Origin of the sequence: Companilactobacillus nuruki (genome assembly GCF_002872255.1) — a bacterium.
GTDB classification, from domain to species: Bacteria; Bacillota; Bacilli; order Lactobacillales; family Lactobacillaceae; genus Companilactobacillus; species Companilactobacillus nuruki.
On the sequence record NZ_NIPR01000007.1, the window covers coordinates 39,606 to 61,442 of the forward strand.

Annotated in this window: 23 protein-coding genes; 14 read left to right on the forward strand and 9 right to left on the reverse strand. The window is 30.6% G+C overall.

The genetic code is table 11. From position 1 onward, the window contains the following. Positions 1-55: 55 nt before the first annotated feature. Positions 56-1,678 (forward strand): ABC-F family ATP-binding cassette domain-containing protein, encoded by a 1,623-nt coding sequence (locus CBP76_RS03835; protein ID WP_102195620.1) that lies wholly within the window; start codon positions 56-58, stop codon positions 1,676-1,678. 50 nt (positions 1,679-1,728) lie between these two features. On the opposite strand, the gene CBP76_RS03840 is transcribed toward CBP76_RS03835, so the two are convergent. Next, positions 1,729-2,091, reverse strand: a complete 363-nt coding sequence (locus CBP76_RS03840; RefSeq protein ID WP_102195621.1) for a rhodanese-like domain-containing protein — start codon at positions 2,089-2,091, stop codon at positions 1,729-1,731. A 2-nt stretch (positions 2,092-2,093) separates the two neighbouring features. Further along, positions 2,094-2,615: a MarR family winged helix-turn-helix transcriptional regulator gene (locus CBP76_RS03845; protein WP_102195622.1), complete on the reverse strand. Its 522-nt coding sequence runs from the start codon at positions 2,613-2,615 to the stop codon at positions 2,094-2,096. Between the two features lie 216 nt (positions 2,616-2,831). On the opposite strand from CBP76_RS03845, the gene CBP76_RS03850 reads away from it, so the two are divergent. After that, a complete protein-coding gene (locus tag CBP76_RS03850; RefSeq protein WP_245865583.1) occupies positions 2,832-3,350 on the forward strand; it encodes a VanZ family protein in 519 nt (172 codons plus the stop codon). A 334-nt stretch (positions 3,351-3,684) separates the two neighbouring features. After that, entirely contained in the window at positions 3,685-4,554 is an 870-nt protein-coding gene (locus CBP76_RS03855; RefSeq protein ID WP_102195623.1) for a helix-turn-helix domain-containing protein, read from the forward strand. Positions 4,555-4,586: 32 nt separating this feature from the next. Here the strand turns inward: CBP76_RS03855 and CBP76_RS03860 are convergent, their stop codons facing one another. Both CBP76_RS03860 and CBP76_RS03865 read right to left on the reverse strand, forming a co-directional pair. Then, positions 4,587-5,813: a YhgE/Pip domain-containing protein gene (locus tag CBP76_RS03860; RefSeq protein WP_102195624.1), complete on the reverse strand. Its 1,227-nt coding sequence runs from the start codon at positions 5,811-5,813 to the stop codon at positions 4,587-4,589. 97 nt (positions 5,814-5,910) lie between these two features. Then, the gene (locus tag CBP76_RS03865) at positions 5,911-6,585 is read right to left on the reverse strand and encodes a TetR/AcrR family transcriptional regulator (RefSeq protein ID WP_102195625.1); all 675 of its coding nucleotides are present in this window, start codon (positions 6,583-6,585) and stop codon (positions 5,911-5,913) included. Positions 6,586-6,680: 95 nt separating this feature from the next. Here CBP76_RS03865 and CBP76_RS03870 point away from each other — a divergent pair, with 95 nt between their 5' ends. The 3 genes from CBP76_RS03870 to CBP76_RS03880 all read left to right on the forward strand — a co-directional run bounded on the left by CBP76_RS03870 (position 6,681) and on the right by CBP76_RS03880 (position 11,292). Then, positions 6,681-7,649: a cation diffusion facilitator family transporter gene (locus tag CBP76_RS03870; protein WP_102195626.1), complete on the forward strand. Its 969-nt coding sequence runs from the start codon at positions 6,681-6,683 to the stop codon at positions 7,647-7,649. 576 nt (positions 7,650-8,225) lie between these two features. Next, positions 8,226-10,394: a lectin-like domain-containing protein gene (locus tag CBP76_RS03875; protein WP_102195627.1), complete on the forward strand. Its 2,169-nt coding sequence runs from the start codon at positions 8,226-8,228 to the stop codon at positions 10,392-10,394. Positions 10,395-10,470: 76 nt separating this feature from the next. Continuing rightward, positions 10,471-11,292, forward strand: coding sequence for a Cof-type HAD-IIB family hydrolase (locus tag CBP76_RS03880; RefSeq protein ID WP_102195628.1), 822 nt, complete (start codon positions 10,471-10,473; stop codon positions 11,290-11,292). Between the two features lie 66 nt (positions 11,293-11,358). On the opposite strand, the gene CBP76_RS03885 is transcribed toward CBP76_RS03880, so the two are convergent. From CBP76_RS03885 to CBP76_RS03905, 5 genes are all read right to left on the reverse strand, one after another. Beyond that, the gene (locus tag CBP76_RS03885; RefSeq protein ID WP_102195629.1) at positions 11,359-12,030 is read right to left on the reverse strand and encodes a type 1 glutamine amidotransferase domain-containing protein; all 672 of its coding nucleotides are present in this window, start codon (positions 12,028-12,030) and stop codon (positions 11,359-11,361) included. A gap of 18 nt (positions 12,031-12,048) precedes the next feature. Continuing rightward, positions 12,049-13,257: an NADH:flavin oxidoreductase/NADH oxidase family protein gene (locus CBP76_RS03890; protein WP_102195630.1), complete on the reverse strand. Its 1,209-nt coding sequence runs from the start codon at positions 13,255-13,257 to the stop codon at positions 12,049-12,051. 59 nt (positions 13,258-13,316) lie between these two features. Further along, positions 13,317-13,625, reverse strand: a complete 309-nt coding sequence (locus tag CBP76_RS03895; protein ID WP_102195631.1) for an ArsR/SmtB family transcription factor — start codon at positions 13,623-13,625, stop codon at positions 13,317-13,319. 79 nt (positions 13,626-13,704) lie between these two features. Beyond that, positions 13,705-14,580 (reverse strand): sensor histidine kinase, encoded by an 876-nt coding sequence (locus tag CBP76_RS03900; RefSeq protein ID WP_102195632.1) that lies wholly within the window; start codon positions 14,578-14,580, stop codon positions 13,705-13,707. 9 nt (positions 14,581-14,589) lie between these two features. Further along, entirely contained in the window at positions 14,590-15,261 is a 672-nt protein-coding gene (locus CBP76_RS03905) for a response regulator transcription factor (protein ID WP_102195633.1), read from the reverse strand. Between the two features lie 142 nt (positions 15,262-15,403). On the opposite strand from CBP76_RS03905, the gene CBP76_RS03910 reads away from it, so the two are divergent. From CBP76_RS03910 to CBP76_RS03945, 8 genes are all read left to right on the forward strand, one after another. Continuing rightward, positions 15,404-16,315, forward strand: a complete 912-nt coding sequence (locus tag CBP76_RS03910) for an ABC transporter ATP-binding protein (protein WP_102195634.1) — start codon at positions 15,404-15,406, stop codon at positions 16,313-16,315. Next, positions 16,308-17,081: an ABC transporter permease gene (locus CBP76_RS12985; protein WP_117589401.1), complete on the forward strand. Its 774-nt coding sequence runs from the start codon at positions 16,308-16,310 to the stop codon at positions 17,079-17,081. Before CBP76_RS03910 ends, CBP76_RS12985 begins: the two co-directional genes overlap by 8 nt. Before the next feature lie 155 nt (positions 17,082-17,236). Then, complete coding sequence (locus tag CBP76_RS03920; RefSeq protein WP_102195635.1) at positions 17,237-17,452, forward strand: hypothetical protein; 216 nt, start codon at positions 17,237-17,239, stop codon at positions 17,450-17,452. A gap of 211 nt (positions 17,453-17,663) precedes the next feature. Continuing rightward, positions 17,664-17,972 carry a bacteriocin immunity protein gene (locus CBP76_RS03925; RefSeq protein WP_102195636.1) on the forward strand — a complete coding sequence of 103 codons (309 nt, stop codon included), beginning with the start codon at positions 17,664-17,666 and terminating at the stop codon, positions 17,970-17,972. 169 nt (positions 17,973-18,141) lie between these two features. Next, positions 18,142-18,468 (forward strand): ArsR/SmtB family transcription factor, encoded by a 327-nt coding sequence (locus CBP76_RS03930; protein ID WP_102195637.1) that lies wholly within the window; start codon positions 18,142-18,144, stop codon positions 18,466-18,468. A gap of 67 nt (positions 18,469-18,535) precedes the next feature. Then, complete coding sequence (locus CBP76_RS03935) at positions 18,536-19,237, forward strand: ABC transporter ATP-binding protein (protein ID WP_102195638.1); 702 nt, start codon at positions 18,536-18,538, stop codon at positions 19,235-19,237. After that, positions 19,237-21,210, forward strand: a complete 1,974-nt coding sequence (locus tag CBP76_RS03940) for an ABC transporter permease (protein WP_102195639.1) — start codon at positions 19,237-19,239, stop codon at positions 21,208-21,210. The genes CBP76_RS03935 and CBP76_RS03940 overlap by 1 nt, the downstream gene beginning before the upstream one ends. 11 nt (positions 21,211-21,221) lie before the next feature. Beyond that, positions 21,222-21,797 carry an ABC transporter permease gene (locus CBP76_RS03945; RefSeq protein ID WP_166667171.1) on the forward strand — a complete coding sequence of 192 codons (576 nt, stop codon included), beginning with the start codon at positions 21,222-21,224 and terminating at the stop codon, positions 21,795-21,797. Positions 21,798-21,837: the final 40 nt, after the last annotated feature.

The following is a 21,837-nucleotide window of genomic DNA, read 5'->3' on the forward strand; positions in this document are numbered from 1 at the left end:
TAAATTGCCCGTATAATGCTTGCTAGACTACATTGAAGAAATGAGGAATATATATTTGATTACTGTTAGTGATGTTAGTTTGCACTTTGCTGATCGAAAATTATTTGAAGATGTAAATATCAAATTTGCACCAGGTAATTGCTATGGTTTAATAGGTGCAAATGGTGCCGGTAAATCAACCTTTTTGAAGGTATTATCAGGTGAAATAACTCCTTCCACAGGTACTGTAAAATTAGGACCTAATGAAAGATTAGCAACGTTGAAGCAAAACCATTTTGATTACGATGACTATACAGTCATGGAAACGGTCATCATGGGTCATACAGATTTGTATAAGATTATGCAAGAAAAAGATGCTATTTATGCTAAACCAGATTTTAATGAAGCAGATGGTATTAAAGCCGCCGAATTAGAATCAGAGTTTGCTGAAAAAGGTGGTTGGGAAGCCGAAGGTGAAGCTTCTCAAATGTTGCAAGGGTTAAATATTCCTGAAAGTTTACATCAAGAAAAAATGTCCACTTTAACTGCGGGACAAAAAATCAAAGTATTATTGGCTCAGGCTTTGTTTGGTAAACCTGATGTTTTACTATTAGATGAACCTACTAATGGACTGGATGTCGATTCAATCGATTGGTTAGAAGAATTTTTAATAAATTTTGAAAATACTGTCATAGTTGTATCTCATGACCGTTATTTCTTGAACAAGGTTTGTACCTATATGGCTGATCTTGATTATAGCAAGATTCAATTATACGCTGGTAATTATGATTTTTGGTTACAATCATCACAATTAGCTCAACAAATGATGCAAGATCAAAATGCTAAAAAAGAAGAAAAAATCAAAGAATTACAAGATTTTATCGCTCGTTTCTCAGCCAATGCATCCAAGTCAAAACAAGCAACTTCACGTAAAAAAATGCTTGATAAAATAACATTAGATGACATTCAACCAAGTTCAAGACGTTATCCATTTATCAAATTTGTACCTAATCGCGAAATTGGGAATGATTTATTACAGGTTGATAATTTATCTGTTACTATCGATGGTAAACAGATTTTAAAGAATGTTAGTTTTATTTTAAACAAAGATGACAAAGTGGCGTTTCTGGCCAAGAATGATATGATAACAACTGCCTTGTTTAAGGTTTTAACTGGTGAAATAATTCCTGATTCAGGAACGATAACTTGGGGGGTAACTACAAGCCAAGCATATCTTCCTAAAGACTTTAATGAAATGTTCGATGAAGAAACACCGATTATTGATTGGCTACGTCAATTTGCTGAAAAGGGTGAAGATGACGATACTTTCTTGCGTGGTTTCTTAGGACGGATGTTGTTCTCTGGAGATGACGTTACCAAAATGGTTAATGTCTTATCTGGTGGTGAAAAGGTTCGTGTCATGTTATCTAAGATGATGTTATTAAAGGCCAACGTATTATTATTAGATGATCCAACTAATCACTTGGATTTGGAATCAATTACTGCTTTAAATGATGGTTTGATCGATTATAAAGGCTCAATTCTCTTTGCCTCACATGATCATCAATTTATCCAAACAATTGCTAATCGTTTGATTTATTTAACTGAAAATGGAGTAGTTGATCGTGCAGATACAACATATGATGAATTTCGTAGTAATGCACAAGTTGAACAACAAATTACTGAATTAGATAAGTAAAAAATGGAATTATACATTCTCCTGCTGGGGAAGATTATAATTCCATTTTTTTATAATGTTTCCATTGGTAAATTCATACCTTTCCAACCTTCAAGTGCACCAGCTAATTCGAATGCTTGAAAATCAGCTGAGAGCAATGTAAGTAATGCCATTTTTCCCAATGTTGTACCACCAGTCCAGTCATAGACAACATATATTTTATCCTTATTTAATTCGTCCAAATGGTTTGCCAAATCTTTGGCAGGCATGGCAATTGCACCTTTTATTTGTTCTTTTTTAACTTGTGCGGGAGCATTACGCACATCAAGGATTACATAGGGTGAGTCCGCTTTTTTAATGCTATTTAAAACTGTCATATGATCAATGTAGAGGCTTAAATATGTTTCAAGTAGTTCAATTTTCTTTGTTTGCATAATTATTTTTCCATTTCTGAAGCAAATTTTTGAGTATTTTTTTGAATCTTTGAAAGTAGATATGTAAATTGTTTTATTTCCTCATTAGTGAGGGAACTAAACAATTGATTAACAGTATTAAAATTCTTTGGTAAGAACTTTTCTAAAATCTTGGAACCCTTTGTAGTGAGTTGAACGGGGATCGATCGTTTGTCAGTAGTTGAAGAACTCTTGATAATCCAACCTTTTGTTTCCATTGCCTTAAGCAATTTGCTGACGGTAGCGCGAGTTGCACCTAATTTTTCGGAAATAACTGAAGGCAATAGTTCATGATTAGAAGCATTTTTTAAAAACATCAAAATAATAAAACGTGATTCACTTAAATCATTTTCATTCAAAATACTGTCATAAACCTTTTGCATATTACGATATGTCCATTGAAAATTTAGAAATAACTCAACATTTGTTGAATCATTTTTAGAAATACCATTCATAAGCTGAATACGCTGATTACTAGGCCTATCAACAAAACTAAATTTTTCCATGTTCTAACTCCTTTTTATGATTAGCCAGCTAACTACTTTTGAAGTATCTTACATTTAAAATAGAATGTCAATAGATCATAGTAAAAAAATATTTCTTTCTTCACATTTATCGAGGAAAAATCAAAGTTTTTTAAGCTTGTTTAAATAAAGTGATTGTAAGATGTAACTATTAAATCAATTAAGAATTTAAATCCAATATAAAAAGTCAAAGGAGTGATGATTATTCGTTGGATACCTTTAATATCAATTTTATTAGTCTCATTTTTAATTCTAATTTACATTACAAATACAATTAAAGATTTTAATAAACGAAAATTACCTTTAATAAGTTTGATCTATTTAACATTTTTAGGAATGATCCTTTTTACACCAGTTTCATTCACTGGAACCGCGGTTTATATAATGCCGACAGGCATTGGTCAATTAAATTTGCATCATATTTATTATGATTTAGGATTTATTGAAAACATTATTTTGACTGTACCATTGGGATTTTTAATTAAAAAAGCTTTTTCAGAAATATCAGTAATTTCGATGATTCCATTAGGAGTAATAATTGGCGCCTCAATTGAGACAATGCAATATTATCTCTCACATACATTTTTGATTAATCGAACTAGTGATATTAGTGATGTAGTCGCTAATGCTGCTGGAATCGTAATTGGTGCAACGGTAATGTTGTTTTATCAATATGTTGTTGAGAAAAAGCCATTGGATAAGCTTTCAGTAAGATAAAAACAGGTATATCACTTTTAATTAAGTGGTATACCTGTTTTTACTTCTACACATGGGAAAAAGGTTGTAATAAAGTTTTCATTATTTTGTATAAAATAATAATTTTGGGTAAATGAATATTATTTTTATTTAATTTTATAATAAATAAGATTTGGACGAAATATTTTTAACTTCTGAAGATAGACGAGATTTACTAATCATATTTTGATTACTAAATCTTGTTTGTTTTATATTGTTGTATTGAAATTAGAGTTTGCTAAAACATTCATTTCAAATTGTTATATAGTTAGGTATTAGAGAGTAATAAATAGAATGAATTTTAGGGGAAGAAAACATGGCACTTTCAGATAATATTGTTAAGTATCGAGAGAAAAATGGCATGACGCAAGAGCAATTGGCTGAATCTTTAAGAATATCTAGACAGTCAATATCAAAATGGGAGTTGGGACAAAATTTACCGAGTATTGATAATTTGATTTCCTTGAGTGGGTTATTGGATATTTCTTTGGATGAATTAATAACTGGTGAACCATACTTACATTTTCCCTTCGATTATGGAAAACCTAAAAGTAAGGCGTCAGCGATTATATTAGCTATAATTGTTGTTTTTTGGATGTTAATGGGCGGAATATTTGGAAATATTGGTTATTCTTTTATGTTTGGATCAATTTTTTACATTTTAATAGTTTGGATATATCCGTTTGATTTTAAAAAATATTACAATTATTGGACTCTTGAAAAAAGGGGTATTAGATATCTAGTTGGTAATAAAGAAGTTTATAGTAGTTGGGAAAATATAATAATGCCGATAAAAGCTTTGTTACACATTCGGTCAACTAATTTTGTTGAATATAAACAAATGACGAAGGTAGAGATTAAAGTGGATCTTTTTGGCTATCAGCCCAAAAAAGTTGTTGCTTTGGGGAATTATGCTCCTGGGTCATCACAGTTGATGAATGAATCTTTTGTTATGAAAATCACTACTAAGGATGGCAAAGAAGTTTATCTTGATCTAAAAAGCTTTTATTGGCATCAGTCAATTGAAAGACAGATGTTGCCAACGATCTTAATGTTTTTGAAACGAAAAAATGTAGAGTTTGTCGATAGACAGGGAATAATTGAATTGATTAAAGATAGAGATGTTCATTTAGTTGATGAACTGTATAAAAGAAGAGAGGAAACAAAAAAGATTCATGCGGATTAATTATTCGTAGGAATCTTTTTTATGTTGGTATTTCATTTATTAAGATCTATATTTTTAAAATCATATTCAGTTTTAAAGAAGATAATCATCAAGCAATTGGTAATAATGAGAATGATTAAGAAAGTAATTACTTCATTATTGATACTGTTACCAATGGAGATAGTACTTCTGAGAGCATCAATTGAAATTGACATTGGTAAATAGGGATGAATTGATCTGAAGAAAATATTCGATAATTGAATGGGATAAGTTCCGGCTGATCCGCCAAGTTGAATAATCATGAAAAGCAACATCAACCATGCGCCAGTCATTCCAAATAATAAATTGAATAGGGTGACGATACTTAAAAAAGTTATTGCAGTTAAGATAATAAAACCATATGTTTGGAAAACATTTAAAGGTGTCAATCCATTAACTGTTATGAGTAATATGTACATAATGGATGCTGCTAGAATAATGAAAATGTATAAGAATGACATCTTGGAAATCCACCAATCAATTCCATTTTTGATTTTTCCTCGTGGAGAAAAGGTATCATAGATAATATTTAGAGTAATGCAACCAACAAATAAGGCAACTGAAATTAAATAAGGAGCCATACCTGTGCCATTATTTTTAACAGTTGTGTTATCAAAGTGATGAAGTTTGACTGGTTCCATAATATTTTTATTTAAAGTTACATTTTGTGTTTTGGAAATAATCATTTTTTCCATTTGAGGATTTGATGAGGAAGTCTTTAAAATATTTATAAATTTAGTATCTTGATCATTTATTTCTTTAAGATAAGAGTCAGAGATTTCATTAGCAATTTTATTTTTTATATTATTTATTGCTGTTGTAGCCATCTTCATAGCAACAAAACTATGCCCAGCACTAGTGTAGTAATCTAAAGTGGCTGATTTACCATTAGAAGTCTTTAAATTCTCAATGTCTTTTGAAAAGTCTTTAGGAATTAATAGTACCATGTATATTTTTCCTTGTTTCAATTGATTTTGGGCTGATGAGTTTGTAATAAATTTAAAATCAAGTGAATTATTTTGTTTCAAATTATTAACTATTTTATTACCGAAGTTAATTGAACCTTGAGTTTTGTCTTCATTAACAACAGCAACGGGTAAATGTGATATTTCCTGATAGGGATTCCATAGAGATGATAAAAATATGACTGCATAAAAAGTCGGTATGAGCATGATTCCTAATAGAATACGCAATAAGGAACGATTATCTTTAAAGATATATTTCCATTCAGCTGTAAACATAAGTATCACTTCAATCTTTCATTTTTTGAATGAACCGTTCGTTCATTTGATTATCAAAAAAATAACACCCTTTGTAAGAATAAACAAGAAAAGAGCATTATCTTTTTTGATAACCGATTGATAGAAGGTCGGAAATGGTTTTTTTCATGGTTGAAATTGAATAATTGTTTTTAAAATTTTCAAATGAATCGTATTTTTTATGTGTTGACCACCAAAAGATTAGATCGATAATCAACATTGAATCATAACTGCTATTAATCGTAGGACGTATGTTTTTGTCTTTTATGGAATGTTTCAAATAAATTTCTAATTTATTGTATAAGTCATTTCGATAATCTTTATAGAGTGAGACTAATTCTGGATTTATTTCAGGGTTCTTTTCTAAAATGAGAAAATATTGACCATATTTGGTAAATATAGTAAAAAAGTCATCAACTAATTGTGACAATGTGTAACTTTGATTATTGATCAAATTTTGGTTTATATTAGTTGAGATTTTTTTATAGGATTTTTTCGTTCGTTGAACTAAGTCTTCTGTTGCAATGGATTGAATAGGATAATCATGGGCAGAATAAATGATTTTATCATCTAAAGTGGCTAAAAAAATAAAATTTAATAGAGAATCTTTATTTTGAAATAAATCATACATCGAACCAACAGAAATACCAGCATCGTGGGCAATATCCTTCATTTTAGTATTGGAGAATCCCTTATTGATAAACAATTTGCAAGAACTTTGGAATATTTTTTTTAAACGAATATCTTCTGACATAAAGTCCACCTTTAATAATTCTTTTTACTAATCATACAACATTCATTGAGTTAATATGTCGATAAATTATTACAATTGTGAAATGAAGGGATTATATGATTAGCAATAGTTTATTCAGGCATTGGGATAGAATTCAAATAGATGCCGTAAAGAAATTAAAAAGTGTCCGAAATTATTTATGGATAAATACGGGAATTTATCTGGGATTGTTCTTTATTGAATATAGTTTGTCTAAAGTGAGTCATTCGCAAATGCTTTTTGCTGATGCATTAAATAATTTATCTGGTATTTTCTCGACAGGTTTGTTAATGACTGGCATTTATATTGCATCTAAAACAAGAGACGATGATTTATTGGGAGCTCCCATTTCGGTAGCCGAACAAAAATCGCTTGGTCCGAGGATTCAACAATCGCGATTTCAATTTGAAAATATTTATACATTGATATCGGGAGTTTTGATGATTGCTATTGCCTTGAATATTGATTACAGCGGTTTTAAAAGCATTTTATCTCATCATCAGGTGGTTCCCAACTCACTTGGGGCGATGGGAGCCATTATTTCATTTGCATTGTTATTAGTATCGGCTTTTTTAACAAAACACGGTCAAAAGAAATTGAATGATGCAACTTTAGATGCCGCAGCAAAAGATATATTTAGTGATGTATTGACTAGTTTAGTGGCCTTTATAACAATTTGTGGTTCAATTTTGATTAAACAGTCGTGGCTTGATGGGGTTACCAGTATATTGTTGGGCTTTTACATACTATATTCAGGTCTTAGTATTTTGAAAAAAAGTAGTCTTGATTTGGTAGGATATTTTGATCCAAAATTAGAACAATCATATAGAGAAACGATAGAAGGGTTTCCTGAAGTACAGAGAGTTATCTTTATTAGAGCCCGATATGATGGAAACCTAATCATGTTGGATGTGGTAATTCAAATAGATAAACGAATGACTGTAACTGATATTTATAAATTAAGTCAATTAATTACAAATATAATGCAGCAACGTTTTGGAATAGTCGAGACTAATGTCATGGTTTATCCTTCAAATTTAGCATGACCTTATTAATTGGCGAAGCGCCCAATACTGAATACCTTATCTAACGGGCCTATTTAATTTAAACCAATATAATTTTATGATTTGGATTATGAAATAAAAAAAGTTCTTATGAGGAAACAATTATGATTGAAAGCGAGGATTTATGTAAAAATTATGGTTTAAAAATATTCTACAGAACTTAAGCTATATATCGTCTGACAATTGCTTTATTAATGCCATTATTTAGGGGTATTGTCCAAGTATTGAGTCTTACCAAAAATATTATTTTTAATAACTCAGTAATGGTACTGATTATGTTTATTATTCCTTTATTGACCAGATAAAATTTGATTTAATAAATGTTAAGGATAATAAACTTTTTAAAAAAATCAGCCTTTAGTCAATTAACTAAAGGCTGATTTTTTTTGTATTAATTATTTTTATATTATATTTTTTTAATCAACTTATAAAATGAAAAATTTTGATTTATATTTGGGAGTTGCTATAATACGAAAAAAGTAGACCAGCATGTTATATATTTGTTTATACTTTTTAATTTGATTCGTGGGTAAGTATATTCTTTGGAGATGATGCACTATGTTAAAGTTTTTATTTCTTTTGTTATCAATGCCTATTACATTGATTTTACTCTTTGTATTAATGTTAAATCGTTGTACATACACGGTTAAAGCTGATCAGATTGATGATGTTTCCTCAATAGAAAGTATTTTGAACATTAATAGTTTCTATAGTAAAACTAGTACGAAAAAAACTCATGTTGGTAAAAATAAATCTACTACTCAATCAATTCCAGCACCTCCTACTTCTGGACCATTGGTTAAGGGGAACTTTTCAATAAATGGATATACTCCTCATCAGGATGGTCGTTATGCCAATATGGAAATTATATCTGATGGAAAACCATCAAAACAAGAAAGTATGTGGTATAAAAATAGTTTTGCCATAAATAGGCCATTTGAGACTAAATTTTATATTTATATGCGTGGTAGAGCTGATGGATTAACGTTTACGATACAAGGACAAGGTAAAAAGGCCCTTGGTGTTAGAGGAGAGGCATTAGCTGTTTATGGAAATTTTCGTGCTAAAAGATATACTGGTTATGTAAGAAAGGCTCTATCTTTGGAATTTGATCCATATGCTAATGGGGATTACAGCGATAGAAATGAACCGATTCGGGGTCCACATATAGCATATACAAATCCTTCTGATGTTAGAAAATTAAAAAATGGTGGGTATAGTCTAAAACATTTCAATACAATTTCTGCACCTTCTTTAAACAACGGTAAATGGCATCAAGTGATTGTTAAATGGAATCCTTCAGGAAAAAACGGTGTTATGGATGCTTCATTTGATGGGAAGGATTTAGGCGAACATAAGGTTCCTTTGTCACAATTCGGTAAGGGACCTTACTATTGGGGATTTACTGGTTCTACTGGTGCTGAAAAAATGCAAGGAGCCGTTGCATACACCGAAGTAATTCAGCAGCCAACTCTTAATTTGCTAGTACGTAATGTATCTTCGGGACAAACTGATTTTACAGAAACAACCGATGCAAAAGTTGGAGATGAACTGGAGTATAAAGTTGTGGCTGGAAATTATAAACAAAATGGACTAGGCAATTTATGGTCTAATGTTGTTATTAATGATAATTTACCTAATGGAATAACTACTTTGGATGGAAAAAATAATATTAGTTTGAAGATAGGTGATATTGGAGTTGGAAAATCTTTTGAGAAATACTTTAGAGCTAAGGTTACTGTAGATAAAAATATTCCATTGGGTAATACGGTACAGGCCAATGGTAGTAATTATTATCAATCACCTACTAATTTGGATTCTAATAATACCGTTATTAATGTTAAGAAACAAATTGAACCAAGGGCTATTTTGTCCGTAAACGATAAAATTTATAATGAAAGTTATCCTAATGATCATAATAATGACAATACACAAATAAATAATGTGAAAAAAGGGGATGACATTAAGTACACGTCGATTATAAGTAATACAAAGTCGGGTTCAAAGTTTAATAATGGGAAATATACTTTTGAGATTCCTGATGGTACGAATATTAAAAAAATTCAGTTGAATGGTAAAACCCTGAATTTGAACTCTGACTATACAATAGATAATAATATCGGAAGAATTAAGGTAACCCTTAATAGTCTTAATATTCCGGGTAATTCAGAAGCTGACATTAACATTTGGGGTGTAATTGGTAAAAATAGTGATAAATTAGAGTTTGATACGATTCCTTCGATTTCTGGAAATAATGCAGATGGTTCAATTAATAACGTATTAGGAAATAAGTTATTGATAAACTATGGAGATGATTCAATAGTTATTGATCCTAAAGACATATCATTTGGAGCCCATATATTTAATGATGAAGATGATGTTTTTGAAAGAACAGTAGATACGATATCCCCAAATCCTGTTCTGAAGTTTATTGATAAAAGACGTGATAAAAAGGGAATTAAAATATTAGTTAATCAAAATGACTACTTCCGAAAAGAAGGGGACGAATCTCAAAAACTCTACTCAAAAATTAGATATTATAATGGAGATCATTATCAAAGTATTTTTCAAAATCCGACATTAGTTTATCAGACAAGTGACGGACAAACTCCAAAAGATATTATTTGGTCAGATCACAATGGTTTGCTACTTCATGAAAATCAAAAGAGTTCTGTTTCCGGCTTTTATTCCACTAAGATTACTTGGACGGATGAAGATAGCATATAATATTCTCTTTATTACTAATAATTGATATTGCAGTGTGATAAGATGAAGTAATGATTTTTCCGAGAGGGGTAAAACAATGTCTATTAAATTAGTTGCCTTTGATATGGATGGAACTTTTTTGAATGATCAAAACACTTATAATCATCAACGTTTTGGTAAAATTTTAGAACAATTGCGTGCAAAAGATATCCGTGTAGTAGCTGCTAGTGGTTCACAATATCAACGATTACAGGATCAGTTTACTGATTTCAAATCCGAGATGGATTTTGTTTCACAAAATGGTGCAGTAGTTTATAGTGAAAATCAACCATTATTGATTCAAGCAATGCCTGAAGAGGCTGTTACAGCAACCTTGGATGTTATTAATAATCAATTTGTTGATACAGATATTGCTGAGCATTTGGTCGTTGGCGTGAAGTCAGCCTATGTTGATCAAACTATTTCGCAAGCAGCGTATGATTTAACGTATCACTATTATAATCATTTGAAACGGGTAGTCGATCTACCAACTGTTACTCCGCAACGGCTGCAAGATAAAATAACAAGCATTGGTGTAACATTTGCTCCCCATGTTGATTTTGGCTCAGTTATAACTACTCTTAGATCTTCTTTACCACTTGGTTTGTCCAGCCAAACATCTGGTTACAATACGGAACTGATTAGTGAGAATTCAGTTAATAAAGCTGCAGGATTATTACAGTTACAAAATAAATATAGTATCGCCAATGATGAGATTATGACTTTTGGTGATAATGAAAATGATTTGAGTATGTTAAAATTGACACCGTATGGATATGCCATGGCAAATGCTACACAAAAGATTAAAGATCAAGTTGAGCATTTTACTGATTCTAACAATGACGAAGGAGTACTTAATGTACTTAGTCGTCTAGTATAATAGGTAGAAAATAAAAGCGTTGTTCTAGTGACTATTGTAAAAAATCACTGGAACAACGCTTTTTTATTAAATATTTTTAATAAGCAATTTTGCCACTGCTCGTGCAGAAAAAGGATTTTGTCCAGTAATCAATTGACCATCTTGGATAGCAAATTCTTTATAGGCACGTTTTTTTTGGAAAATTGCTCCATGTTCTTGGGCTAGTTGTTCATTTAAGAAAGGTACTATTTTTTTCTTACCGGCAAGGATTTCCTCGGCTGTAGTGAACCCAGTGATTTTTTTGTTTTCAATCAAATAGTGACCATCGATTTTAACATTTAACAAACCAGCTATTCCGTGACAGACAGATGTAACGTATCCATTTTGCTGATAGATATTTTCAGTTATCTTTTGTAGTTCAAGGCTATTAGGGAAGTCCCACATTACACCATGCCCACCTGTGTAATAGATAGCGGAGTATTCAGAAGGGACGATATCAGTTGGTTTGAGTGATTTACTGAGTGCACGTTTCTGAAAATCTGTATTTTCGTAAATCTTTAAGTCATCATCATTGGTATATTTCATACTTCGAGGATCTAGAGGTACAAATCCACCTTTGGGACTAAGGTAGTCAACCGAAAATCCGGCCTTAACAACTTCGTCAACGAATTCAGTTGCCTCGCCTAACCAAAGTCCAGTTGCATCGTTAGTATTCTTATATCGGATTGTATTAGTTAAAACAATCAGTATTTTTTTCATTTTATTTTCCTTTCAATGCTAATCTCGTTGGGGAATAAAAGCGGCTAAACCTTGTCTCTTGATAGCGAATCCAAGTGAACTCCAAGCGTTATTAGTTACTTGGATTGGTAATCCCTTAGCAATTCGTAACATCTGTTGTTGATAATAGCTTAGGCCAATTAATGATCCAACTTTTTTGTCTAAACTTTTAATACTGGTAGTTAGGTGATGTAAGTTAACTGCTGTAAAGTTACCGTTTTTAAATTGATTGGGTAAATCAGGAACCAAAACTAATGGACGAGCTAAACCAATCAAATCGGCCTCGTTATTTGCAATTGCTTTAGACATACCATTAGCAGTGGAGAAACCACCAGTAACCGCAATTGGAGTTTTGACAAGGCTCTTTATTTTTGAAGCATAGTCAATAAAGAACGCACCTTTGCCAATACCTTGAACGGTTGGTTTTTCATAATTTCCACCGGATATTTCAACTAAATCGATACCAAGCTGATCCATTTTTTGAATGACTTTGATAGAGTCCTCTTCAGAAAAGCCACCATCTCTGAGATCAGAAGAATTTATTTTTAGTGCAATTGGAAATTCTTGACCAAGTTTCTCACGGATACCAGTGTATATTTCTATTAAGATTCGCATTCTATTTTCCAAAGAACCACCGTACTCATCGACCCTTTGATTATCGTGTGGGGATAAGAACTGACTTAGTAGATATCCGTGGGCGGCATGAATTTCTACTCCCGAAAAACCTGCTTTTTTAGCAACTACTGCTGCATTAATAAATTTTTGAATAATAATTTGAATTTCAACTTTAGTTAAGGCACGAGGTGTATTAAAAGCAAAGCTATTAGAGCCTTCCATAGGGATTGCACTAGGAGATACAGGCTGCTTGCTAATGGTTTTGGGTGATTGCTTACCGGGATGGTTAAGTTGCATAAATATTTTGGCACCATTTGTAGTTCCTGCTTTTGCCCATTGTTTTAATAAATTTAGACCTTTGGAATCTTCAATAACAATATTTCCAAATTCGCCTCTGGCGGTTTGATCTACCATAACGTTTCCAGTGATAATTAAACCAGTTCCGCCATTGGCCCAAGCACGGTATAAGTCAATTAATTGTTTTGTTGGGCGATAATTATTATCTCCCAGCGTTTCACTGGTAGCTGCTTTCATAAAACGGTTTTTAATAATAGTTTTATTTGATAGTTCAAGTGGTGTAAAAATGTTTATCATAATTTTTCTCCTGTTAATAAGTTTAAACTTGTGAACCTGTAATTCAAAAACAATTTCATCTATTTAGATGAAATACTTTCTTCTAATGACTTAGTTAAATCCTTTAATAACTGAACAGTATCATTTAAGGAAACTTGATAATATCGTTCTTTGCCAACTTTTGTTACAGAAATAACCTTGGCATCCAACATCAATTTTAAATGATGTGAAACGGCCGGTCGTGAAAGACTAAGCTGATCGGTTATTTGATTGACAGTTAATTCTTTATTTTTACAAAGCAATAGAATGATTTTTTGTCGGTTTTCATCTTGAAAGATGGAAAAGACCGGCACTCCACGCTTGAAAATAGCCATTGTTTCTTCTGCCATATTTTTTCTCCTTATGTTTAAACGTTTAAACGTATTGTATTTTATGTTTAACATAATGTCAATTAAAAATTTGATTTTTTCAAGACTCGATATGTTTAAATATTAATTTGACTGTAAAATCACTATTATTATTAAATATCATTTTACCTCCTAAAGTAGTTACTAACGATTGAACAATGCTCAATCCTAAACCGATACTCTGGTTGTTTCTAGAAATATCAGCCGTATAAAATCGATTTATCAATTTTTTACTATCAGCGTTTTTTTCAAAAGTTTGATTTTCAAATATTATTTGAATATTATCGTCTACCTTATTTAAAGTAACCTTCATTTCATTAACAGCATATTTAAGAATATTACCAATCAAATTTTGAAAAACTCTTTTAAATAATAATTCATCACTTTCTACGGAAATATTAGGTGTGATATTGATTTGAACTTTTATATTCTTTTCGTTAAGTTGATCATAATAGTTAAAAAGTTCTTTTTTTAAAGTATCGGACAAAATGAATTCAGAAATAACCAAATTAGCACTTTTTTCCCTTAATAAATTAAAGTCCATTAAGTAATGGAGGTAATAATTTACAGAGTTGAGATTATTTTGAATTTTAATTAAATCTTTATCCTGAGGTTTTTTTTGAATTAACAATTGAACATATCCCATTGAAACGGTTAAAGGGGTTTTTATATCATGTGTTATATTCGTTAACATTTGATTGAATTGTTTGTTTTGAGTCTCCTGTTGTTCCTTTAAAGAATGTAACTCGTGAAGATTAAAATTAATTTTCTGAGTCAGATTTCTTATTATAGATAAATTGGTATTAGTGGTTATTTCACCATTGGAGTCGTTCTTGTTTATATAATTTAATTCTTCAATAATACGTTTAAGGTCATATAGAATTAAAAATATTATTAACATTAATATAATACAAATAAAATTTAATATGATTATCATAATTACCTCTCAATCGAATCTAATTCCGATTCCCCAAATAGATACAATATAGTTATGAGCAGTGGCAGCAAACAGTTTACGTCTGAGATTACTGATATGAACATTTAAAGTGTTATCTGAGCTATCAAAGTATTCTTCGTGCCAAATTATTTGAAATAATTGTTCTTTTTCATAAATTTGTTTTGGATGGGACAATAATATTTCCAATAAATTGAATTCCTTTTTGGATAAATTAAGTTCATGATTATTTGCAATAGTTTGATGGGTTTGACTATTTAATGAAATATTTTTATAAATGATAATATGATTATCTTCACTATTTGTTTCTTTGCGCAGTTGAACTTCGATTCTTGCTTGTAATTCATCAATATCAAAAGGTTTAGTTAAATAATCATTGGCTCCATCTCTCAATAGATCAACAGTTGTGGTTTTATTTTGGATTGCTGTTAAAACTATTATCGGTACATTTGATTGATTTCGAATAATCTTTAAAACACTTTCACCATTTATTTGGGGCAACATAAGATCAAGAATGATTAAATTGGGTTTTACTTCGTTGAACTGGTTGATCCCAGAGATACCGTCAAGTGCTTTATAAATTAAATAATTCTTGGAAAGAACATCAAATAACAGTGATTGAATGTCATTATTGTCTTCGATGATCAGTATTTTTTGGTGCATTATCATACCTCCAGTAGCATTAATTTCATTTTAGCGTATGGAATAGACTGGGGGATAAGAATTAATGATTAATTAAGGTTTAATTATGTAACGATTTAATAATGATTTTATAGAATTATTATTAAGAAGGGAGCGAAAGACTATGGTAAAAACAATTCTCTCGATTAATAATGTCAGTAAAAGTTTTGGCAAATATAAGGCAATTGACAATCTTAATCTTTCTTTACAAAAGGGCGATATTTATGGATTAATTGGATCAAACGGAGCTGGTAAAACGACTATTATGAGGTTAATAACGCAATTATCACCACTTCAAGTGGGGGAGATTAAATTGTTTGATCAAAAAATCAATCAGCAAGCATTAAAACATGTAGGTTCAATAATTGAAACACCAGTCGCTTTTGAAAAACTAACGGTTAAACAAAATTTAAAACTAATTGCCATTCAACGTGGAATAAATGATTATGATAAAATTAACGAAATAATTAATTTTGTTGGATTGAATGAAAAGGATAATACTAAAGCTAAAAATCTATCATTAGGACAGAAACAGCGTTTAGGATTGGCAATAGCAATACTTCCAGATCCTGACCTGTTAGTACTAGATGAGCCAATAAATGGGTTAGATCCCTCGGGGATTATTGAATTTAGACAATTATTGTTGAGGTTGAATCAAGAGAAACAAGTGACAATATTAATATCAAGTCATATATTGACTGAACTTTATCAAGTATCTACTAGGTTCGGATTTATATATAGGGGGCAGTTAATAAAGCAAATTTCTAAAGATGACCTAGATAGAGTTAATCAGTCAGGTTTGATGGTTACAGTTAATAATGTTTCTAAGGCTTCTCAGATAATTGATAAAAATTATTCTAAAAAGTTCACTGTTTTAAATGATAAAAATATTTTAATTCATTCGTTAAATGTTGATTCATCGGAGTTGAATAAAAAGCTAGTAATGAACGGTGTCTCTGTCGTTAGTATTACTAAAGAGGAAAAGTCTTTGGAGGATTACTATACTAATTTGATTGGAGAGCTAGAAAATGATTAATCAATTGAGAACTGACTTTTATCGTCTCCGTCATACTTGGGGAATTTATATTACTTTAATAGTCACAATTGCCTATTCAGTAATAATTACATTAAATAACATTGTTGGTGGAATTTGGGTCGTGCCGATACCTACAAAAATACTTAATAGATTATCTAATAAAATTTGGACCATAAAAGACGGGCTTAGTGCTGTCAGCATGTCGTCAACGTTATTGATGTACGTTTTTATTGGTATTTTTGTGATTACCATTGGATATGAATTTAGTCAAAAGACTTATAAGAACACTTTAACTTCTGGTATAACTAGGTTTAGTTTTGTCGTTTCAAAATACATTACAATGTTACTTAATATTTTTATTCTAATGTTAATATATTATTCAACCAGCATTTTGGTAGGATTGATTAATCATAGAACAGTTGGTGTTAATTGGATAACTTTGTTAACTGATGCGCTTGATTTCTCGGTAGTAATTTCATTTTTCATTAGTATTGCTTTTGGGATTGCTATTGTAATTTTGCTGGTAACCGGCTCTATTGTTGTTAGTTCAGTGTTCATAGTTTTATTTCCGATAATTATTAGTACTTTAAGTCAATTTGTTAAATGGAGTTGGTTAAAATATTTTGACTTTTTTAGTACAGCCTTGAAAATAGCCTTTGGGATGATTTCATCTGATCAGCTTTGGAAGTATATTCTAATTAGTTTTATAGTCTTAATATTGACGGTCGGATCAGCAATATTAATTATTAAAAATAAAGAACTTTAATAATAAATCAGAATTATTACCTTAAAAGGTTGATGATTCTTTTTTTTATTAGAAAGAAATGTTAAAAAATTTGTTATTTTTAATAGCTTGAATTTCTTTATGAGATTATATTATGAATGTATTTAATATATGAACTTATTAGGGGATGTAAGTTAATGAATAAGGCGGCTAAGAAAAGTGAAGAGATAAATGAATTGATTATAGGTATAATATCCCAATTAGATAGAATTTTATCTGATTCCTCTGTAAAAAAATATTCTGATTTGGAAAAAGATATTCAAAATAATTCCAAACAATTAAAGACTGAAGAGTATATTGATAAAATATCATATTGTAATCAAATTAACCGAAATTATAAAGGCCATAGTTGAGGTGCAATGTGAGAAAACTTGACCTATTTTGAATAATAATTATTTATTGACGGATTGTCCATTTATAAATTCTTCCATTATATTGTATAATTCAGTTATCCTAATAACAGGATCACCTTTTAAATCATGACATATAGAAGAAAACGTTCATATGAAGCAATTCCAAACTGTTTGGGATTTTTTTATGAATCATAAATAAGGGGTATATGAAATGAAGGAAGATTTAACTAATGATACTTTTGAGATAATTGATAGAATGTATAATCATTTAAGAACTCAAAAATATGATTCAGAGATTTTAAATATTTTAATTAAGGCAGCTCAGGCTCTTCAAAAAAATATTCCTCCTCAGATTGTCGCAGCAAAGACGGTCAACGGCATTACATTAATTTCATTATCTAAGAAATTAACATTTGATACTGAAACAAACGATGATATTAATAAATTACGTCCAATTGCCAGATCTGGTGGTTATAAATGGAGTGGTGCTGGTTCACAGGACCTAAGATCTCAATTTTAAAGTCTTTTAAAAGACTTTAAAATTACTTTTAGACAATAAAATACCTATCTAGCGATTATTTATCATAGTTATTAGGTAGGTATTTTTGGTACTGATATGAAATTTGAAAGTGATTATGTATTGACATGTGCACACACAAGCATATAATCAACTTGCGAGGTGATAATTATTGGAAAAAGAATATGACTCTGAAAAATGTCGTGAATGGATTCAAGATAATATTGATATTGATTTTTTTAGAGCGATTAGCGACCCAGTTCGTAGTGAATTGTTAATATTTTTGGCGGGTGCTGGAGAAATGACAATTGGAGAAATAGCAGAAAATTTTCCACAAAATCGCTCAGTTATATCACGACATTTAGACTATATGAATCGTTTTGGGGCGGTTCAACGTAAGAAGGTTGGACGTGAGGTATTGTATAAAGCTAATAATCGTCTAATTGTAGATAAATTTGATACTGCAACAACTAATATGAAGGCAGTCATGAAGGATTAAGAACTGCTTTTTTATTTATAAAATATGTGCATTAGTGTGCACTAATGCTTTTTGAAAGGAGAGTAATATGAGTTTTATTGAATTTAATAATGTAAAAAAAGTTTATAAAACGGGTGAGGTAGAAGTTGAAGCGGTCAAGGGAGTCAACTTTTCAATCGAGAAAGGAGAATTAGTTATTATTGTTGGAGCCAGTGGGGCTGGGAAAACAACCATCTTGAATATGTTGGGAGGAATGGATTCAGTTACTGATGGAGAAATAAAAATGAATGATTCAATAATCAGTAATTATAATCGAAAACAATTGATTAATTACCGTCGAGAAGATGTTGGTTTTGTTTTTCAGTTTTATAACTTAGTTCAGAATCTTACTACTAAGGAGAATGTCGAACTGGCATCACAAATTGTTAGTAAACCTTTAGATGAAGTTGAGGTTTTGAAACAAGTAGGATTAACTGAGCGAATGAATAATTTTCCTGCACAATTATCTGGTGGTGAACAGCAACGTGTTGCTATTGCTAGAGCAATTGCCAAGAATCCGCAGTTATTGCTGTGCGATGAACCAACGGGAGCACTTGATTTTAAGACAGGTAAGAATATTTTGAAGCTGTTACAAGATACTAGTAGAATACAGGGCAAAACTGTTGTGATTATTACTCACAACGCTGCTTTTGAAGAAATTGGTGACAGAGTTATTCGTATTAATAGCGGTACGGTCGTTGATGAACATACGAATTCCAACCCAGCGTCTGCTGAAGGACTGGTTTGGTAATGAAAAGTTTATTTGATAAGAGTAGTTATAAAAATATAGTTAGTACGATGGGAAGATATATATCTTTGGTTTTGGTCAGCTTCTTGGGCGCCGGAATGTTAGCGGGGTTGTTAGCAATAGCTCCTGATATGCAGACTACAGCGGATGATTATTTGCGAGATCAAGATACCTCTGATGTTCAGATCCAATCGCCATTTGGATTTAGTAAGAGTGATCTTTCAAAAATAAAATCAACAAAAAATGTATCGCAGTCTCAAACAACAACCACTTTTGATGGTGTAGCTAAAGTTGCTAAATCCAGTTATACGATGAGGGTTTATAGTATTCCTAATGTATCAACTGATTTAAATAAATTATCTTTAGTAAAGGGTCATTTACCAACGAAATCAAATGAAGCTGTTATTGTAATACCTCCGGACGGAATTAAAAATATCAAACTTTCAAATTCAGTGTCCTTTTCTGGTAATGATACAGCTGGTCTAACAAAGAGAAATCAATTCAAAATAGTTGGTATAGTTAAGAGTGGATTATATCCACATAATAAACAAGGTACATCGTCCAAAGGGAGTGGTGCTGTTGATTTTGTTTTGTTTGTTTCAAAAAGTGGTTTTAGAAATAATACGGAAAACAGTATTTTTGTAAAATTCGATAATACTAATAGTTTAAATAGTTTTTCTAATAAATATGAAGATGTTGTTAATCAAGATATCAATCAGATTAAGAAATTTTCTACACTTCAAGCAAAGAAACGATATCATCATTTGAATGATAATATTAATCAACAACAAAAAGGATTGAGTGATTTAGAACAAATTTCTGGATCTAGCCCACAAATAACTCGACTTAATAAATCTCTAAATAAGCAAAAAAATACTTTGAAACAAATTAATAGTCCTCAATGGTATTTTGAAACACGTAATCAAAATCAAGGTTTTGCTATTATTAAATCAGATGCTCAAAGTATGAAAAGTTTAGCAACTATTTTTCCAATTATTTTCTTTTTAGTTGCGGCATTGGTGGCCCTCACTAGTATGACTCGTATGATTGATGAGGAGCGAACTTTAATAGGTACTTTTAAATCTTTAGGTTATTCTGATAGTAAAATAACTAGTCGATATTTAATTTATGCGGTCTCGGCAACTTTAATAGGCAGTTCTTTTGGTATTATTGCCGGTTTTCAAGGTTTGCCAAGAATGATTTGGTCAGCATACTCGACTCAATATAGTTTGCCGTTTATACAGCTTAATTTTCATTGGACTTATGCAATATTAGCCTTATCAACTATGTTAGTGGTTATTATTGGAATTACCGCTTGGACAATTTTTAAAAATTTACAGGAATCAACAGCACAATTGTTAACGCCAAAGACACCTCCAGCAGGGAAACGAATTTTTTTAGAAAAAATAGGTTCTATCTGGAAACATTTATCCTTTTCACAAAAAGTTACTCAAAGAAATATTTTTCTTGATAAAAAAAGGATGTTAATGGCAGTAGTTGGCGTTATTGGAAGCACTGCCTTATTAGTAACGGGTTTCGCGTTACAGAATAGTGCCATGTCATTTCCTAAAGAGCAATATCAACACATTACTAAATATAATATGACTGCTTCTATTAGTGATACTGATGAATTAAATAATGAAGTCAGAAAAGTAGTAACAAATAAATCTTTGGTTAAAAAATCTTTAGCAGGTCGTGATGAGTCTATTGAGGTATCATCTAATAATTCGGGAACAAAAAAGTATTATATAAATTTAATTGTTCCTAAAGAGTCTAAAGATTTATCAAAGTTTGTTTTATTAAAAAATAATAATAATAATATCCCTTTACAAAAAAAAGGAGTCGTTATTACTAACAATATAGCCAAACGTTTGAGATTAAAGGTAGGAGATAAAATAAAGGGTAAGTTATTAACTGATTATGAAACTAAAAATATGAAGGTAACAGGAATCACTATTCATATAATTATCATTTGAATTATATTTATATGAATAGTGATTCCTATCAAAAAACATTTGGTAAGAAGTATCAGTTGAATACAGTCTTTATGAAAGCAAATTACCCCAGCCATGTAAGACATATTATTGAAAAAAATAAGGGTATTAAGAATGTTGAATTAACAAGAACAACTATGAATCGTCTGGAAACCAACATGAAGAGTATAAAAATGGTTGTTGTTATATTGATTATTTTAGCTAGTTTATTAGCGATTGTAGTTTTGTATAGCGTTACCAATATTAATATTGAAGAACGACAACGTGAAATTGCAACTCTTAAAGTTTTAGGATTTAAGGATTCGGAGACTAACGCCTATATTTTTAGAGAAACTTTCGGCTTGTCATTGATGGGAACAATTATTGGACTGTTTTTCGGGGTAATTTTATTTCAACAGGTAATTCAATCATTTGGGACTGAATATTATATTTTTGATACGTCAATGAATCTGATGACGTTTGTTTATTCAACTTGTTTCTCAATATTGTTCACAGTTATTATCAATTTATTAATGATCCCTAAAATTAGAAAAATTGATATGCTTCAATCTTTAAAATCAGTTGATTAAAAAGGTGTCATTCAAACTTAAATAAGTTTTTAATGATATT

Bases quoted from the DNA above. Each gene is read 5' to 3' on its own strand.
- CBP76_RS03865 (WP_102195625.1), bottom strand. From the start codon at position 6,585: ATGTCAGAAGATATTCGTTTAAAAAAAATATTCCAAAGTTCTTGCAAA.
- CBP76_RS03900 (WP_102195632.1), bottom strand. From the start codon at position 14,580: ATGATAATCATATTAAATTTTATTTGTATTATATTAATGTTAATAATA.
- CBP76_RS03925 (WP_102195636.1), top strand. From the start codon at position 17,664: ATGAAGGAAGATTTAACTAATGATACTTTTGAGATAATTGATAGAATG.
- CBP76_RS12985 (WP_117589401.1), top strand. From the start codon at position 16,308: ATGATTAATCAATTGAGAACTGACTTTTATCGTCTCCGTCATACTTGG.
- CBP76_RS03945 (WP_166667171.1), top strand. From the start codon at position 21,222: ATGAATAGTGATTCCTATCAAAAAACATTTGGTAAGAAGTATCAGTTG.
- CBP76_RS03875 (WP_102195627.1), top strand. From the start codon at position 8,226: ATGTTAAAGTTTTTATTTCTTTTGTTATCAATGCCTATTACATTGATT.
- CBP76_RS03880 (WP_102195628.1), top strand. From the start codon at position 10,471: ATGTCTATTAAATTAGTTGCCTTTGATATGGATGGAACTTTTTTGAAT.
- CBP76_RS03920 (WP_102195635.1), top strand. From the start codon at position 17,237: ATGAATAAGGCGGCTAAGAAAAGTGAAGAGATAAATGAATTGATTATA.
- CBP76_RS03940 (WP_102195639.1), top strand. From the start codon at position 19,237: ATGAAAAGTTTATTTGATAAGAGTAGTTATAAAAATATAGTTAGTACG.
- CBP76_RS03840 (WP_102195621.1), bottom strand. From the start codon at position 2,091: ATGCAAACAAAGAAAATTGAACTACTTGAAACATATTTAAGCCTCTAC.
- CBP76_RS03910 (WP_102195634.1), top strand. From the start codon at position 15,404: ATGGTAAAAACAATTCTCTCGATTAATAATGTCAGTAAAAGTTTTGGC.
- CBP76_RS03870 (WP_102195626.1), top strand. From the start codon at position 6,681: ATGATTAGCAATAGTTTATTCAGGCATTGGGATAGAATTCAAATAGAT.
- CBP76_RS03855 (WP_102195623.1), top strand. From the start codon at position 3,685: ATGGCACTTTCAGATAATATTGTTAAGTATCGAGAGAAAAATGGCATG.
- CBP76_RS03845 (WP_102195622.1), bottom strand. From the start codon at position 2,615: ATGGAAAAATTTAGTTTTGTTGATAGGCCTAGTAATCAGCGTATTCAG.
- CBP76_RS03850 (WP_245865583.1), top strand. From the start codon at position 2,832: ATGATTATTCGTTGGATACCTTTAATATCAATTTTATTAGTCTCATTT.
- CBP76_RS03860 (WP_102195624.1), bottom strand. From the start codon at position 5,813: ATGTTTACAGCTGAATGGAAATATATCTTTAAAGATAATCGTTCCTTA.
- CBP76_RS03890 (WP_102195630.1), bottom strand. From the start codon at position 13,257: ATGATAAACATTTTTACACCACTTGAACTATCAAATAAAACTATTATT.
- CBP76_RS03905 (WP_102195633.1), bottom strand. From the start codon at position 15,261: ATGCACCAAAAAATACTGATCATCGAAGACAATAATGACATTCAATCA.
- CBP76_RS03885 (WP_102195629.1), bottom strand. From the start codon at position 12,030: ATGAAAAAAATACTGATTGTTTTAACTAATACAATCCGATATAAGAAT.
- CBP76_RS03895 (WP_102195631.1), bottom strand. From the start codon at position 13,625: ATGGCAGAAGAAACAATGGCTATTTTCAAGCGTGGAGTGCCGGTCTTT.
- CBP76_RS03935 (WP_102195638.1), top strand. From the start codon at position 18,536: ATGAGTTTTATTGAATTTAATAATGTAAAAAAAGTTTATAAAACGGGT.